The organism is Cryptosporangium sp. NPDC048952 (genome assembly GCF_043197895.1).
Classification (GTDB): Bacteria; Actinomycetota; Actinomycetes; order Mycobacteriales; family Cryptosporangiaceae; genus Cryptosporangium.
The window spans coordinates 1,217,851-1,232,501 of the sequence record NZ_JBICTY010000002.1 but is presented as its reverse complement, the minus strand read 5'-3'; the positions used below and the strand labels follow the sequence as shown (position 1 = coordinate 1,232,501).

General features: G+C 70.7%; 14 protein-coding genes and 2 pseudogenes. 8 read left to right on the top strand and 8 right to left on the bottom strand.

Features of this window, described 5'->3' with window-relative positions; translation table 11 throughout:
- Window positions 1-8: 8 nt before the first annotated feature.
- Window positions 9-1,160 (bottom strand): ROK family protein, encoded by a 1,152-nt coding sequence (locus ACGFY5_RS14015; RefSeq protein WP_392719988.1) that lies wholly within the window; start codon window positions 1,158-1,160, stop codon window positions 9-11.
- 102 nt (window positions 1,161-1,262) lie between these two features.
- Between ACGFY5_RS14015 and ACGFY5_RS14010 the strand changes: the two genes are divergently transcribed.
- Window positions 1,263-2,066, top strand: a complete 804-nt coding sequence (locus ACGFY5_RS14010; protein ID WP_392719986.1) for a crotonase/enoyl-CoA hydratase family protein — start codon at window positions 1,263-1,265, stop codon at window positions 2,064-2,066.
- Here the strand turns inward: ACGFY5_RS14010 and ACGFY5_RS14005 are convergent.
- Window positions 2,058-2,519: a hypothetical protein gene (locus ACGFY5_RS14005; protein WP_392719985.1), complete on the bottom strand. Its 462-nt coding sequence runs from the start codon at window positions 2,517-2,519 to the stop codon at window positions 2,058-2,060. The two genes, ACGFY5_RS14010 and ACGFY5_RS14005, sit on opposite strands and share 9 nt — an antisense overlap.
- Window positions 2,520-2,625: 106 nt before the next feature.
- On the opposite strand from ACGFY5_RS14005, the pseudogene ACGFY5_RS14000 reads away from it, so the two are divergent.
- Window positions 2,626-4,044: pseudogene (locus ACGFY5_RS14000) on the top strand (diguanylate cyclase); the annotation flags it as partial.
- Window positions 4,045-4,070: 26 nt separating this feature from the next.
- On the opposite strand, the gene ACGFY5_RS13995 reads toward ACGFY5_RS14000, so the two are convergent.
- Entirely contained in the window at window positions 4,071-4,673 is a 603-nt protein-coding gene (locus ACGFY5_RS13995; RefSeq protein WP_392719983.1) for a TetR/AcrR family transcriptional regulator, read from the bottom strand.
- A gap of 75 nt (window positions 4,674-4,748) precedes the next feature.
- On the opposite strand from ACGFY5_RS13995, the gene ACGFY5_RS13990 reads away from it, so the two are divergent.
- A complete protein-coding gene (locus ACGFY5_RS13990; RefSeq protein ID WP_392719982.1) occupies window positions 4,749-5,873 on the top strand; it encodes a nucleotide disphospho-sugar-binding domain-containing protein in 1,125 nt (374 codons plus the stop codon).
- A gap of 29 nt (window positions 5,874-5,902) precedes the next feature.
- On the opposite strand, the gene ACGFY5_RS13985 is transcribed toward ACGFY5_RS13990, so the two are convergent.
- Window positions 5,903-6,433: a TetR/AcrR family transcriptional regulator gene (locus ACGFY5_RS13985; protein ID WP_392719981.1), complete on the bottom strand. Its 531-nt coding sequence runs from the start codon at window positions 6,431-6,433 to the stop codon at window positions 5,903-5,905.
- Window positions 6,434-6,510: 77 nt separating this feature from the next.
- Here ACGFY5_RS13985 and ACGFY5_RS13980 point away from each other — a divergent pair, with 77 nt between their 5' ends.
- Entirely contained in the window at window positions 6,511-7,557 is a 1,047-nt protein-coding gene (locus ACGFY5_RS13980) for an aldo/keto reductase (RefSeq protein WP_392719980.1), read from the top strand.
- Here ACGFY5_RS13980 and ACGFY5_RS13975 read toward each other — a convergent pair.
- Complete coding sequence (locus tag ACGFY5_RS13975; protein ID WP_392719979.1) at window positions 7,554-7,934, bottom strand: hypothetical protein; 381 nt, start codon at window positions 7,932-7,934, stop codon at window positions 7,554-7,556. The genes ACGFY5_RS13980 and ACGFY5_RS13975 overlap by 4 nt on opposite strands.
- Before the next feature lie 182 nt (window positions 7,935-8,116).
- Here ACGFY5_RS13975 and ACGFY5_RS13970 point away from each other — a divergent pair, with 182 nt between their 5' ends.
- Window positions 8,117-9,268, top strand: a complete 1,152-nt coding sequence (locus ACGFY5_RS13970; protein ID WP_392719978.1) for a heme-binding protein — start codon at window positions 8,117-8,119, stop codon at window positions 9,266-9,268.
- A 6-nt stretch (window positions 9,269-9,274) separates the two neighbouring features.
- Here the strand turns inward: ACGFY5_RS13970 and ACGFY5_RS13965 are convergent, their stop codons facing one another.
- Both ACGFY5_RS13965 and ACGFY5_RS13960 read right to left on the bottom strand, forming a co-directional pair.
- Window positions 9,275-10,576 (bottom strand): PQQ-binding-like beta-propeller repeat protein, encoded by a 1,302-nt coding sequence (locus ACGFY5_RS13965; RefSeq protein ID WP_392719977.1) that lies wholly within the window; start codon window positions 10,574-10,576, stop codon window positions 9,275-9,277.
- A gap of 26 nt (window positions 10,577-10,602) precedes the next feature.
- Complete coding sequence (locus ACGFY5_RS13960) at window positions 10,603-11,094, bottom strand: sensor histidine kinase (protein ID WP_392719976.1); 492 nt, start codon at window positions 11,092-11,094, stop codon at window positions 10,603-10,605.
- A 98-nt stretch (window positions 11,095-11,192) separates the two neighbouring features.
- Between ACGFY5_RS13960 and ACGFY5_RS13955 the strand changes: the two are divergent.
- Together ACGFY5_RS13955 and ACGFY5_RS13950 are read left to right on the top strand one after the other, a co-directional pair.
- Window positions 11,193-11,387 (top strand): annotated as a pseudogene (locus ACGFY5_RS13955) (LLM class flavin-dependent oxidoreductase); the annotation flags it as partial.
- 5 nt (window positions 11,388-11,392) lie between these two features.
- Window positions 11,393-12,139, top strand: a complete 747-nt coding sequence (locus ACGFY5_RS13950) for an alpha/beta fold hydrolase (RefSeq protein ID WP_392719975.1) — start codon at window positions 11,393-11,395, stop codon at window positions 12,137-12,139.
- On the opposite strand, the gene ACGFY5_RS13945 is transcribed toward ACGFY5_RS13950, so the two are convergent.
- Window positions 12,109-14,250 (bottom strand): hypothetical protein, encoded by a 2,142-nt coding sequence (locus tag ACGFY5_RS13945; protein ID WP_392719974.1) that lies wholly within the window; start codon window positions 14,248-14,250, stop codon window positions 12,109-12,111. The genes ACGFY5_RS13950 and ACGFY5_RS13945 overlap by 31 nt on opposite strands.
- Before the next feature lie 140 nt (window positions 14,251-14,390).
- Between ACGFY5_RS13945 and ACGFY5_RS13940 the strand changes: the two genes are divergently transcribed.
- The gene (locus tag ACGFY5_RS13940) at window positions 14,391-14,648 is read left to right on the top strand and encodes a PspC domain-containing protein (RefSeq protein WP_392719973.1); all 258 of its coding nucleotides are present in this window, start codon (window positions 14,391-14,393) and stop codon (window positions 14,646-14,648) included.
- Window positions 14,649-14,651 lie beyond the last annotated feature (3 nt).

The following is a 14,651-nucleotide window of genomic DNA, read 5'->3' as shown; positions in this document are numbered from 1 at the left end:
TCCGGGGGTCAGCTGTCACCGAGTGAGGAACCGGCGGAAAAGTAGTGCTCGCGAGCGGGCACCAGCGCGGCTTGGACCGCGCCGGCGCGGACCGAGTCGGAGTCGGGACGGCCGGGAACGAGACGAACGCGCGGCTCGACGAACTCGGCCAGCGCCTCGCTGATCGCCGTGCGGAGCGCCGAACCGCCGGTGCTGCACACCGCGCCGCCGAGAACGATCAGTTCCGGGTCGAGGAGGCTGACGACGGCCGCCAGACCTGCGGCGATCCGCCGGGCGACGTCGATCAGGAAGTTGTTGTCGTGTTCGAGGCTCTGGCGGATCGCGTCGACCGCGCCGTCGGCAGTGATGCCGTGCGTTCCGGCCAGCGTCAGCAGCGCTGAATTGGCCAGCAGGTCCCCGAACCGGTGGACGCCCGGCAGGGGAGTGCGGGCCAGATCGGGTACAGGGGTGAAGCCGAGCTCCCCGGCGCCGAGGGTGGCGCCGCGGACCAGGCCGCCCTGGACGACCACCGACGAGCCGACGCTGTGCTCGGAGATCCAGAGCAGGACGAAGTCGCGCACGTCCCGGGCGCTGCCGCGGGCCATTTCGTTGAGCGCGACGAGGTTGACGTCGTTCTCGATCGTGAACGAAACGTCGAGGACGGCGCCGATCGCCTCCAGCAGGTTGACGCCGTTCCAGGACGGGATGTCGGACGCGTACCGGAGCGTGCCGGTCACGGCATCGACCGATCCCGGGGTGCCGATGGCGACGTGCGCGAGGCGGTCGACGTCGATCCCGGCCTGGCGGCAGGCCTCGTCGAGAGCATCCGTCAGAGCCTCGGCGGGATCTCCGGCGGGGGCCAGGTGCTGGGCGACAGTGGTGCCACGCAGGTCGGCGATCTCGACGTCGATGCCGTGGCTGGTGACGTCGACACCGGCGGCGAACCCGGCGTCGGCCTTCAGGCCCCACAGCTGGGCGCGGGGGCCGGGCCCGACCTCGCGGCGGCCGAGGCGCTCGACGAGGCCGGCCTTCTCCAGACGGGTCAGCAGCTGGGACGTGGCCGGCTTCGAGAGGCCCACGAGGGCCTCGAGCTGAGCGCGGGTGATCGCTTCGTTCTGCAGCAGCGCCTCGAGTGCGGCGCGGTCGTTGAGGAAGCGCAGCGCGCTGGGGCTTCCGGACACCTGAGACCTCCCTCCGGGAATCGATAGGGAACTTTCTTATCGATTCGAGGAAGTTAGCCATAACGGTGAACGAGGTCAAGGGGCGGAGCTAAAGTCGCGAGCGTGTCAACTCGCGTCACGGTCGAGATCGCCGACGGGATCGCCGATGTGCGGCTGGCCCGGCCGGAGAAGCGCAACGCATTGGACCCGGCGATGTTCGAGGCGCTGGTCCGCACCGGTGAGCAGCTGCGCGGCGAGCCAGGCCTGCGCGTCGTCGTCCTCTCCGGCGAGGGCAAGGACTTCTGCGCCGGGCTGGACCTCGGGGCGATGGCGGCGCTGGGCAGCGGTGACCGGGTCACCCTGCAGGCGGACGTCCCGCCGAGTGACGGGCCCGCCAAGGCCCTTGGGCAGCGCGCCGCCTACGTGTGGGCGGAGGTGCCGGTACCGGTGATCGCCGCGGTGCGCGGCAACGCGCTGGGCGGCGGCCTGCAGGTCGCGCTCGGCGCCGACATCCGGATCGTCGCGCCGGACGCGGTACTCAGCGTGATGGAGGTGCGGTGGGGGCTGATTCCGGACATGACCGGTACGCAGCTCCTGCCCCGGCTGGTCGGGCCGGACAAGGCCCGAGAGCTCGTGTTCACCGGCCGCACGGTGTCCGGCACCGAGGCGGCGGCGATCGGCCTGGCCACCCGTACCGCCGACGATCCGCTCGCGGCCGCGTTCGAGTTGGCGCGGGAGATCGCCGGCCGCAGCCCGGACGCGGTGCGGGCGGCGAAGCGGCTGCTCGACCTCGCGGACCGGGTCGACCTGGAGACCGGCTTCGCCGCCGAGCAGAAGGAGATCTCCGCGCTGATCGGCACGCCCAACCAGGCCGAAGCGGTCGCCGCGGGCCTCGAGAAGCGGGCCCCGAACTTCACCTCACGCTGACGCGGCGACCGCGGCGGTCACGTCCCAGCTGCTGAGCGCCACCAACAGGACGAAGACCTGGACGAGGAGCGGCAAGCCGGGGAGGTCGGCCGCCGCCGCGCCGCTCCACACGCTGGTGCGCCGAATCGTGCCGACCTGCTGCCCGCCGAGCGTCAGCTTCTGCTCTTCGCGCCACATCGAGCCGCGCTCGAACGTGTACGTCTGTCCGTCGGCCTCCACGGTCCACTGCTTGCGGCCGACGCGGTGCGCGACGGCAACCGAAGCCCCGTCCTGGTCGAGCAGCTCGTACTTCGTGGCCAGCGCGTTGGTGCGTACGTCGTACCGCTGGTCGTCGAGCGTGAACGAACCACCGACCTTCCAGGTCTTGGCATCCCACCGCACCAACGCCCGCCCGGCCAGGCTGATCTCGTATCCGCTCTTCAACAATCCGGTCCGCTTCGCCGTCAAGGTCATGACAGGAACGTGACCGCTTCGGTCCACTGGGAAACGACGGTGTGTGGCCGGCCGAAAGACAGATTCGACGCTCCTCGGCGGCACCCGTTCCGCTCCCGTCGCGGCAATGGCTACCGGCGATCGTCAGGAAGTGATCGAGAGACGGTGGGTCGGCTTCCTGGTTGGCGGGCTGGTGCTCGTCGTCGCCTACCGGCTGGCGATCCCGGAGTTCGCGCGTACGGTGCTGTACTGGCTGACGAACGGTGCGGCCGCGGTCGCCATCCTGGTCGGGATCCGTCGGTACCGGCCGGCGTTCCGGGCACCGTGGTTGCTGCTGGCGGCGAGTCAGGTGTCCGGCGTGGCCGCCGACATCCTGTTCTACGGCGCGAACGCGATCGGCGCGCCGTTGCCGTACCCGAGCTTCGCCGACGTGCTGTATCTGGCGAGCTACCCCTTGGCCGCCGCGGGGCTGCTGCTGATCATCCGGCGACGCACCCCCGGCTGGGACCTGCCCAGCCTGATCGACGCAGCGATCGTCGCGGCCTCCGCCTCACTGCTGGCGTGGGTGTATCTCATCAGCCCCGCGGCATCGGGCGGCGGGCTGAGCGTCCTCGGACGGATCGTGTCGGGTGCCTACCCGATCGGTGACCTGGTACTGCTGGCTGTCGCGGCCCGGCTCCTGCTCGGCGCCGGTCGGCGTCCGGTGGCGCTGCACCTGCTCACCGGCTATCTGCTGCTGGTCATCGTCCCTGACGCGCTCTACACCTGGCAGACCCTGGCCGGTACCTACCAGGAAGGCGGGTGGCTCGAGACGCTGTGGATGGGCTCGGCGGTCCTGCTGGGGCTGAGCGGCTTGCACCCGTCGATGCGTACGGCTGACGAATCTTCTCCGGCCGCCGCTCCGGACGCGACCGCCGGGCGCCTGGTCGTGCTCGCCGTCGCGTCCCTGCTCGCCCCCGCGACGCTCACCCTGCAATACCTGACCGGGGGCCCACTGCACCTCCCGCTGGCGTGCGCCGTGTGCGCGGTGCTGTTCCTGCTCGTGATGGTCCGGCTGGCGGCGCTGGTGGCCGTGCAGCGCAACATGGCGATCACCGACGGCCTGACCGGCCTCCGTACCCGGCGCTACTTCACCGAGGTGCTCACGAGCGAGAGCGACCGCGACGCCGAGCTCGCCGTCCTGCTGCTGGACGTCGATCATTTCAAGAAGGTCAACGACACCTACGGCCACCACGGCGGCGACCGGGTGCTCTGCGAGGTGGCCGACCGGCTACGTCAGGCCGTGCGCCCCGGTGACCTGGTCGCGCGGTACGGCGGCGAGGAGTTCGCCGTCGTTCTTCCGCACACCACGCCCGCCGAGGCGCGCCGGATCGCCGACCGGGTGCACCGGGCGATCCGGACCGCGCCCATCGTGGCCGGTGCGGGCGTCGCCGTGCCGGTCACCGTCTCGCTCGGTGTGGCCACGATGCCGGGTGACGCGTGTACTCCGGACGAGTTGGTGCAGGTCGCCGACCGGTTGCTGTATACGGCGAAGGAGACCGGTCGCGATCAGGTGGCGGCGTCCGTGGACGGTCATCTGAGCAGGGCGCGGGGCAGTGCCTCGTTGAGCCAGGCCTCGGACTCGTCCAGCGACCAGCCGAGGTCGTCGGTGCGGATGAAGTACGCGGAATTGCAGAGATGCAGCCAGAGCAGGTCCGTGGCGCGGTCCACGTCGACGTCGTCGCGGAGAGCACCGAGCTCGGCCAGCTGACGGGCGGTCAGCGCCAGGCCGTGGCGCATGCTGGCGTGCGCGATCCGCTGGATCTCGCGGACCGTCGGCTCCTGCGGGCTCGCCGCGGTGACCTGGCGCATCAGGTCGGACCACTGCTCGAACTGCTCTCGCGTGGCGCGGACGATGAAGCGGACGAGGTCGTCCGGGTCGGTGGATGCGGTGATCCGGGTGAGGATCTTCGGGATCTCCTCGGAGTTGGTGCCGGACTCGATGAGGGTCCGCAGCAGGCCGTGCTTTCCGCCGCCGACCGCGTACACGGTTGCCGGCGCGACCCGGGCTGCGGCGGCGATCTCGTCGACCTTCGTGCCGAAATACCCTTTTTCGACGAACAGCGCGCGGGCGGCGTCGACGATCGCCTGGCGCGTTTGTTGGGCGTATTCGGCCCGGCGACCGCTCTTCTGCACCTGGTGGATGCTACTTGCTAGCCTTTCGTCAGAGTCGACTCTGATTCGTATAGCTAACTCTGAGAAAGGTGTGCTGTGAAGGCTCTCTTCACGACGTTTCCGGCGTACGGTCACCTGCTGCCGATGCTTCCGCTGGCCCGGGCGGTCGCGGCGGCGGGTGACTCGGTGGTGATCGCTGCGCATCGCGACCTGCACGGCACCGCGCCCGAGCTGACGATGCGCGACGCGGGGCCGGGGTTACCGGCGCTTCTCGCGGAGAACTCGGCGCGCTTCTCGGAGGACGTGCTCGAGTACCGCAGTGACACCGAGGGCGACGGCGTGCTCGCGGCCACCGTGGCGTTGTTCAGCACGACGTACGCGGACCTTGCGTTCGACGAGCGGCTCGAGTTGGTGACCGATTCGCAGCCCGACGTGATCGTGTGCGAGATGTGGGACTTCGTGACGCCGTTGGTGGCGCAGAAGCTCGGCGTTCCATACGTGACGTTCACGCATAGTCCGGCTACCGTCATCGACCCGGTGTTGGCGGCCGGAGCCGAGAAGGCGGGGGCACAGCGGGGTCTTCGGGTGCCTTCCCCGTTGGCCACTGTCCAGTTGTGGCCGGAGTGGCTCGAGACGTTGCCGGTTTCCGCGGACTCCCGCCTTGCCGTGCGGAGCAGCGCGTACGACGTCTCGGCGCGGGTGGACCTACCGGCGTTCTCGGGCTCGCGTCCGGTTGTGCTGGTCACGCTCGGCACGGTGGTGGAGGACCTGGAGTTGCTGCGGTCGGCGGTGCGGGCGGTGCTGTCCGCCGGTGCGGACGCGCTGGTCACCACTGGGTTCACGGCGACACCGACAATGCTCGAGACAGGCGCGCTCGAGGCGGACGCCTCGCGCGTGCGCGCGGTTTCGTTCGCGCCGATCGGGCAGTTGCTGGATCGGGTGCAGGCGGTGGTGGCGGCTGGTGGGTCGGGCACGACGCTCGCCGCGTTGTCGCGGGGTCTGCCGATGCTGTTCGTGCCGAAGATCGCGAATCAGCCGCAGGTGGCGGCGGCGGTGACGGAGTTCGGCGCCGGCCTCACGCCGGGCTCCCCGGCCGAGGGTGTGCCGAGGTTGTTGTCCGACGCGAATCTGCGCGCCCGGGCCGCCGAAGCGCGCGCCCTACTCGCCGAGCGCCCTTCCCCGGAAGACGTCTGGTCCGAACTGCGCACTCGCCTCGGCTGAGTACGGCACCGGTTGAGCCGGGCGGAGGCTCAGCCGGGTTGGGGGCGGAGGCCGTCGAGGATCAGGGCGAGCATGCGCGGGGCGCGGTCCGCCTCGGCGCGCCAGAGGGCGGCGGTGAGCTGGAGGAAGTCGCCGGGGTCGGCGTCGTCGCGAATGGTGCCGGCGCGCTTGCCGGCCTCGAGCAGCTCGGTGATCGCGGTGATCACCGGGCCGTAGGACTGCTCGGACATCGCCTGGTGCGCGCCGGGGCTCAGCGCATCGCCGAGGCCGTGTTTGCGCCGCATCGCCTCGACGAGCTCCAGCGTCCAGAGCCGCAGCGCCTCGACCGGCCCGTGCTGCCCGAGCAGCCCCGACACCGAGCCGACGATGCGCTCGACCTCGTCCTGGTACACGGCGAGCACCAGCGCCTCGCGCGTCGGGAAGTTGCGGTACAGCGTGCCCGCCCCGACCCCCGCCCGCTGGGCGATCTGATTCATCGACGTGTCACCGGCGTCGACGAATGCCTCGCGCGCCGCGGCGAGGATGCGTGCCCGGTTCTCCCGGGCGTCCGACCGAACCATCAGGCCCTCTCTTGCTAAGCGGAGAACTCTCCACTACCGTCAAGTGGAGAGTTCTCCACTTACTTTAGGGGTGCGTCATGCACTACATCAAGCTGGGCACCACCGGCCTCGACGTGTCGCCGATCGCGATCGGCGCCATGACCTACGGCGAACCCGACCGCGGTCACCCGGTCTGGTCGAAGGGCGAGGAGGACGCCCGCCCACTCATCAGGCACGCGCTCGACGCCGGCATCAACTTCTTCGACACCGCGAACATGTACTCCAACGGCTCGAGCGAAGAGATCCTCGGCCGCGCGCTCGCGGACTTCGCCGACCGCGACGCCGTCGTCATCGCCACGAAGCTGCGGCACCCGATGCGGCTCGGCCCGAACGGCCGGGGTCTCTCCCGCAAGGCGATTCTCACCGAGGTCGAGCACTCGCTGCGCCGCCTGGGCACCGACTACATCGACCTGTACCAGATCCACCGCAACGACCACTCGACCCCGTGGGAGGAGACCCTCGAGGCGCTCGACCACCTCGTGACAGCGGGCAAGGTGCGCTACCTCGGTGCGTCCTCCATGCGCGCCTGGGAGTTCGCAAAGGCATTGCACCTGCAGAAACAGCACGGCTGGGCGCGGTTCGTGTCGATGCAGGACCACTACAACCTGCTCGCTCGCGAAGAGGAACGCGAGATGATTCCGCTCTGCCTCGACGAGGGCGTCGGCACGATCATCTGGTCCCCGCTCGCCCGCGGCCGTCTCGCCCGCGCCTGGGACGACGCCCGCACGACGACCCGCTCCGAGACCGACGGCGCGTTCGCCGACCTGCTCTACTCGCCAGCGGAAGAAACGTCCAACAAAGCCATTGTCGACGCCGTGGGCCGGGTCGCGGGAGCGCACGGCGTCAGCCGCGCACAGATCGCGTTGGCCTGGCTCCGCCACCAGCCGGTCGTGACCGCTCCGCTGGTCGGCGCGGGTTCGATCGAGCAGATCGACGACGCGGTCGCCTCCCTGGACGTCGAACTCACCGACGACGAGCTGCGCGCGCTCGTGAGCCCGTACACACCGCGCTTCGACTGGCAGGGCATCTCCGACGAGGCCGAGCTGGAGTCCATCCGCCGCCGCGTCCCCGGCATGGCGCTCTAACGCCGGTTCGGTGCCAGCAGCAGATAGGTCATCAACACCAGGATGGCGGCGATTGCGAGCCATTTGCCTGGCGGGAGCACGATGCCGTTGGCGTAGCGGTCCATCACCACGACGCCGACCTGCAGGATGACGATCCAGCCCAGGGTGACCGTGGCCAGCTCGGCGTATTCGAGGCTGGCGGCGTAGACCGCGAACAGCGCGACCATTCCGGCGGCGCCGACCGTCCACCATCCCCAGTGGCCGGTGCGGAGATAGCGCACCGCGCAGTACGCGGCGGCGAGGTCGAGTGCGGCCAGGGCGAACATCGCCCCGAGCCCGACCAGTGAGATGCCTCTGTCCGCGATCGGCGCGGCCATCGTGTCGAGATTGGATTCCATCGGATTCGGAGCCCCCGTGCGTCGTCGTCCGTCCTGTCAGCGTAGGGCGGCGACTACGGATGGTGAGGACTCACTGTCCGTAATCCGATTATCCAGTGATCTGTCGCTTCTGCGACGACTGCCTCCAAAGTCGAGTGGTCTACTCCCGAAAGCACCGAATAGCACGCCTATATGGGGGAACGATGACCGACAGCAATTCCATAGAGCCAGTCCTCGAACAAACCCGCGGCTTCCGCTGGGGAGAAGTACCCGCTGACCGCCACCAGCGGCGAGCTGCGGTTGCGGTGGCCGACCCGGACCTCGGCGGCATCGCCGGATTCCGCGGCACGTTCACCGGAACCGGGCTCAACACGATCTTCCGTCCGCAGAACTTCGGGGCGACGCCGACGCCACTGCCGAACCCCGCGAGCGGGCCCGACGACAACGTGCTCGAGATCAACCTGACCGAGGAGACCCTGTCGTTCTCGCAGCCGCTGGGCTCGATCCCCAACCGCGGCATGGTGCAGGGCGACATCTTCCTCAACGGCATTCCGTACCTGCAGTCGATCAACGACGTCACCGAGCCGGGCCAGGCGGTGGGCATCCACTTCGAACCCGGGATCTGGTTGAGCGTTCCGGCCACCACAGCGCCGGCGCTGCAGCCGAGCGTCGCGCGCATGGCGTCGATTCCGCACGGCACGACGATCGAGGCGCAGGGCTTCTCGGTCACTGTCGACGGCGGCCCGGACATCCAACCGGTGGACATCACGCCGTTCCCGATCGGTGCCCCGGGGACGCCGATCAAGTTCCCGAGTCAGACCGCGGCGGCCACCGACACGTTCCGGATCCCACAGGACCTGTCCGAGTTCATCACCGCGGGCACGATCACCCAGGAGATCCTGGACAACCCCAACGTCGTCCTGAAAAAGCGGGCCGATGCACAGACGATCACCTCGACGACGGTGATCGTGACGAGCACGGACCCCGCCGACCCGCTGTTCGGCGGCGGCGCCGGCAACATCGCGTTCTTGCGCGGCGACAAGCAGGGCGCCAACCCGAACGCCGACGCGGTCACGATGTCGGCGATCTTCTGGGTCGAGACGGTGTCGGAGACGATCACGGTCCGGCCGCCCGGCGCCGGTCAGCCGGTGATCGTCCGGGGCAGCGGCCCGGCCCCCGCGCCGTCGTTCCGGGTGAACTCCGCGACGCCGATCACGAAGGAGACGGCGGTCGAGGTGAACTGGACCCAGATCCAGTACACCCAGACCGTGCTACTCAACTTCAACGGCCTGAGCTGGCCGCACGTCTCCGTGGCGACGCTGGTCCCGACCGAACCGATCGACGTGACGATCTGAGACCGGCTACTTCGCGGCGGGGTAGGCGCGGACGCCGGAGCCGCCGTTCGGCGGCTGGCCGATGCCGATGTACTCGTTGACGACCATGGGCGCCAAGCCGGGAGCGACCTCGCGGTCCTTGCCGGAGCGGGCGTCCAGCACCACCGGGCCGTTGTCGGTGGTGCCGTAGACCGCGCCGTGCCACACGGCGGTGACCTGCGGCGCCACCCGGGTGTTCGCCTGGTCGGGCAGCTCCCACAGCGTCTTGCCGGTGGCGGCGTCGAGGGCCGCGGCCCATCCGGTCCTCGCGCAGACGGTGACGTCCTTGCCGTCGAAGCGGCACCGGACGTCGGTGTAGTCGGTCGCGGACCGGTCGCGCACCTTTCCGGTGGCGATGTCGAGATAGGCGACGACGGCCTCCGCGCTGGAGTAGTTCTTGCCCGCGGCGATGACCAGCGCCGGGCCCAGCGTGGACACGGTCAACCCGAGGGAGCCGGGCAGCGCCGACCACTTCTGCTTGCCGTCGGCGAGGTTCAGCGCGAGCACCGACGACTGGTCGGACGTCGATCCGGTGGCACCGACGACGACGCCGGTGCTCACCACGCCCGCCCGGAAGTCGGTGCGGGACCACAGCGCCTTCTTCGTGGCCAGGTCGACGGCGACCACACCCTCGTCCGTGCCGTTCCGGACACCGACGACGAGCGTCGTGCCGTCGCCGGCGATCGGGTTGGCGGCCAGCTCGCCGGCACCCTGGTCGAGGCCGGGCGGCACGTCCACCTGCGCGGTCCAGACCGATTTCGCGGTCTTGGCGTCGACCGCGACGACCTCGACCGCGCGTCCCGCTTTCTGCGTTCCGGACGCGGGCCGCTGGACGACGAACGTCGTCAGGATCGTGGGCCCGCCGTTGTTGGCCCACAGGACCGGTGCCTTCGCGGGGTTCGTGCCGACCCAGGTGCTGCCCGTGGTGGCCTCGGGACTACCGCCCGTCGGGGTGATCGTGGCCAGGCTCCGGCCGGTCACGGTGTCCACGGCCAGCAGCGACGCGGTGGACGCGATGAACGCCGTGGTCCCGGACAGCGTCACCGGGAGCGGCTCCACCGTGGTGCCGCCGGCGCTGACCTTGGCGTCGCTGGCCTCGGCGGGGAGTGCGGCGCCCTGCGGGCCGAACTTCGTCGGCGGATCGAAGGCCGGCCGCGGGGCCGGGCTCGGGCCGGTCGACTTCGGCGCGGACGGGGCCGGTGACTTCTCGGGCTCGGACTCCTCACCGTTGCTGCAACCGGCGAGTACGAGAAGGGAGACCGCCCCGATGGCGGCGTAGCGGCGGAGCAAGGGAACTCCCATGTGGAGGTGGCGGACTACGCCAGCGGCAGCGCGACAGTCACCCTAGTGCCCTCACCCGTCACACTGCACACATCGAGTGTTCCGGCCATCGCTTCGGTCAGCCCGCGAGCGAGCGGGAGCCCGAGGCCGACGCCTTCTTCGGAGTCCGCGCCGAGCCGGTCGAACGGAACGAAGAGTCGGTCGAGGTATTCGGGAGCCATCCCGGGCCCGGTGTCGCGGACCGTAATTTCCACGGTGCGCTCACGAACCGCCCAGCCGATGTGGACCGTCCCCTCCGCCCGGTTGTAGCGCACCGCGTTGCCGACCAGGTTGAGCAGCACCTGCCGGAGCCGTCGATTGTCGGCCCGCAGGTCGAGGCTTTCACCAGCGGAAATGCGCAACGCCACCCGCTCGGCCGTGGCCAGCGGCTCCAGCATCGCAACCACGTCCGCCACCACCGGTTCCAGCGGCACCGCGGTCACGGCCAGCGGCAGCACGTTCGCCTCGATCCGGGCGACGTCGAGCACGTCGTCGACCATCGCGAGGATGTGGCCGGCCGCCGCGTCGATGTGCTGCGTTCACGCTCCGCTGCGCGCCGGCCCGTGATGTCGAGGACGTTGACCGAGAGCTCGGCCGGGGTCTACCGGAGAACTTCGACGTCAGCAGCATGATCTGGTTCGTCATCACCGACGAGCCGATGGACCGGAGCCCGGCCGGCATGACGATGCCGCTGCTGTGGCCGCCGTTCCGGGACGTGCCGACGTCCAAGACGCTCGACGACCTCAAGCGGCTGACGCAGGAGATCATGCCGAAGGTGTGAACAAAATGTTCATGCCGGAGTTACGCCGTTCGGGCATGACGATGTTCGATCAGATCAGCGCGACGCTTACCGGCGTCGCGGACGACCGGCCCCCGGTGGTGCTGGTGCACGGGCTCTCGTACGACCGGCGGCAGTGGGGGCCGCTCGTGCGCGAGCTGGATCCGGGGCGCCGGGTTCTCGCGCTGGATCTACCCGGGCACGGCCAGTCGCCACGGCGTGATTCGTACGTGTCCGGTGAGGTCGCCGAGGTGCTGCACCGGGCGATCGAGGCGGCGGGGTTCGAGGCGCCGATCGTGGTGGGGCACTCGCTCGGTGGGGTGCTCGTCACGGTGTACGCCGCTCGGTATCCGACGCGGGGTGTGGTGAACGTCGATCAGCCGTTGACGCTCGGCCGGTTCGGGGCTGTGGTCCGGGCTGCGGAGCCGGTGTTGCGGGGGCCGGAGTGGCGCACGGTGTGGGACCGGTTCGTTGCCGGGATGGGGATCGATTCGCTTCCCGCTGAGGTTCGGGGGTTGGCCGAGGACAGCCGGCCTCGCGCCGACCTGCTGCTCGGGTACTGGGAGGAGATTCTGCGGTTGCCGGACGAGGTGATCGACGCGCAGCGTCGCGAGGAGTTGGCGTCCATCTCGGTGCCTTATGTGTCCGTGATGTCGGGGGATTTTCCCGATGCCGGACACTTTCCGCACCTCGCACACCCCGGCGCCGTGGCGCGGATCATCACTCAGAGCTTCCAGCCGACCGAGCCGGGCTGATACCGGGAGTAGCGGCCGGTGCGTATCGAGGCGTCCAGGTGCGCGCCGGCCAGCGGAGCCTGGGCGGCGATCCGTGCGATCGTCGTGCGTAGTGCCCGGGTGGTGTTGACCCGGGCGCGTTCGGCCTCGCCGGTGGTGGTGCGGGGGCGGCCGCCCAATCCTATGGTGCGGCGGAGCTCGGCGATGATCGCCTGGCGTTCGGCGGTGGCTGCTCGCGCCGCATCGGCGTCGCCGGCGCGGTCGGCGGCGGCCAGTTCGTCGTCCAGTGTGGCCAGGCGGGCGCGGTAGGTGCGGCGGGCGGTGTCGTCGAGGACCGGGTCGGCGTTCGGGACGCGCAGGCCGGCTCCATCGGCCGCCAGGTCCAGTGCGGCGATCTCCTGCCCCGGCGCGGCGAGGAGCGCGCGGAGGTAAGCCACTCCGCGGGTGTCGCGGAGGCGCGCGGTCTCGGTGCCCGCGCGCAGCACCCAGTCGGTGCCGTCCCTGGTCAGCGCCCACTCGTCAGTAGGCGCAGGCAGACCACCGCCGGGCGTGTCGTGGGCTCCGCGCATCTCGCTCGGCGTGGCATTCAGCTGGCTGCGGGCGGCGCGGGTGGTGGCTAGCCAGGGGAGGGCGCCGAAGCGTTCTTCCACGGCGATCGCGTGGTCGAAGTGCTTCTCGGACTCAGTGGTGCGGCCCAGGCGGGCGGCTAGGCGGCCGAGGACGTCGTCGACCGGGCCGGTGATCGTGTTGGCGCCGCCCCAGACGACCAGCCGGCCGCGATAGGGCAGGAGGGTGTCGTACAGGGCTTTCGCCGCGGCGGGTTCGCCCACGCGTGCGGCGACGATGCCCAGGTCGGCGACCGCGCCGAGCCAGCGGGGCCCGGTGCCGGCCAGAACCGACGGCAGCAGGCGGGCCAGTTCCTCTGCCGCCTCGTCCTCGGCGCCGGACTCGACGAGCACGCTCGCGATCGTCGCCTCGAAGAAGTGGCCGGGCAGGCGCTGGGCCAGCGCCCGCAGCAGCTCGATGTTCGCGCCGGGCGTGCCCCGGAGGAGCGCCAGGCGGCCGGTCAGGGTGGCGACGAGCCGCTCGGTGTCGGGGAGCCCGGCGGCGCGGCCGCGTTCCCGGACGTGTGCGATGAGGTCCTCCGCGACGTCGAAGCGGCCGCGGATCAGGGCGAACATGGCCTGCCGGGAGAGCACCACCACCGGTGCCTCGACGTCGCCGGCGAGTTCCGCGATGCGCTCGTAGGCGATCAGCGTCGCCTCCGCCGCTTCCAGGTCGGCGAGCTCGACGAGGGCCGTGAACCGCCAGAACAGGCCGCGGAGCTCGGCGAGTGCGTCGCCGGCCCGGCACGCCTGCTCGACGATCTCGGCGGCCACGGCCAGGCGCTCCTCGGCGGCAGCCGGATCCCACAGCGCGTGTAGACGATCGTCCAGCACCGCCGCGATCGTGCCGGGATCGCCACTGCGACGCGCCAGCCCCAACGCCTCATCCGCCAACTCCCGCCGCCGCCCGGCAGCCGACGCGTCAGCGAGCAACTGCCGCGCCAACCGCGACGACACTCTCGCGCGCAATCCAGCCGACAGCGACCACCCATCGGCGGCGCGGAGGAGGCGGATGAGGCCGGGGTCCAGTTCCAGGAAGCCGGCGCGGGACGGAGTTGCCAGGGCCGCGCGGAGGACGGCGTCGGGGCCGGAGCCGTCCAGAGTGGCGGCGAGGTCCAGGGCGGGGCCGGGCACGCCTCCGGTGGCCAGCCACACCGCGTGCACCGCCGCGGCGGACAGCGTCGGCAGGAGAACGGCAAGGTCGGGCTCGGCCAGACCACCCAGGTGAAGCTCCGGCGGCACCCCGAGCGGCACCGCAGCGGTGACCAGCACCGCACGGCCCCCGGACGCCAGCGAAGCCAGGGCGCCGGCGTCCGCCGGATCGAAGTCGTCGAGCACGAGCAGCGACGCCTCGGCGCCGGCCGTCCGGGCAACCGACAGACCACGAGCGGCAGCCATCACCACCGCCTCTTCGGCGAGCGCGGTCTTGCCCGCTCCCGCCGGTCCGGTCAGTACGAGATGGCCCCCGGCGCGATCCAGGAACCGGGCGATCGCGCCGAGCTCACGACGTCGTCCGGCAAGAGGCACGCACCCCAGCCTAAGGGGCACCCCCGACCGAACTTCAGGGTCCGGAACAGGGTGGTGCCCGATGCGCTGACCTGCGCCGAAGCCGCACAGTGACGGTGTCGGGCACGTAGGCCCGCCCCACCGCGAAAGGGAACCCCGCCATGAACGACGTCCACCGCAGCTTTGCCAAGATCGGCCTGATCCGGCCGCAGGAGGGACGCTTCCTGGGCGGTGTGCTCGCCGGCCTCGGCGCCCGCGTCGGCCTCGACCCGTGGCCCACCCGGATCCTGTTCCTCATCGCGCTGGCGCTGATCCCCGGCACCCAGATCTTCTGGCTCTACCCGATCATGTGGGTCCTGATGCCGTCGCAGGAGAAGGCCCGGAAATACTCCGCGCCCTACCTGCCGACCGCCGCCTAAGCT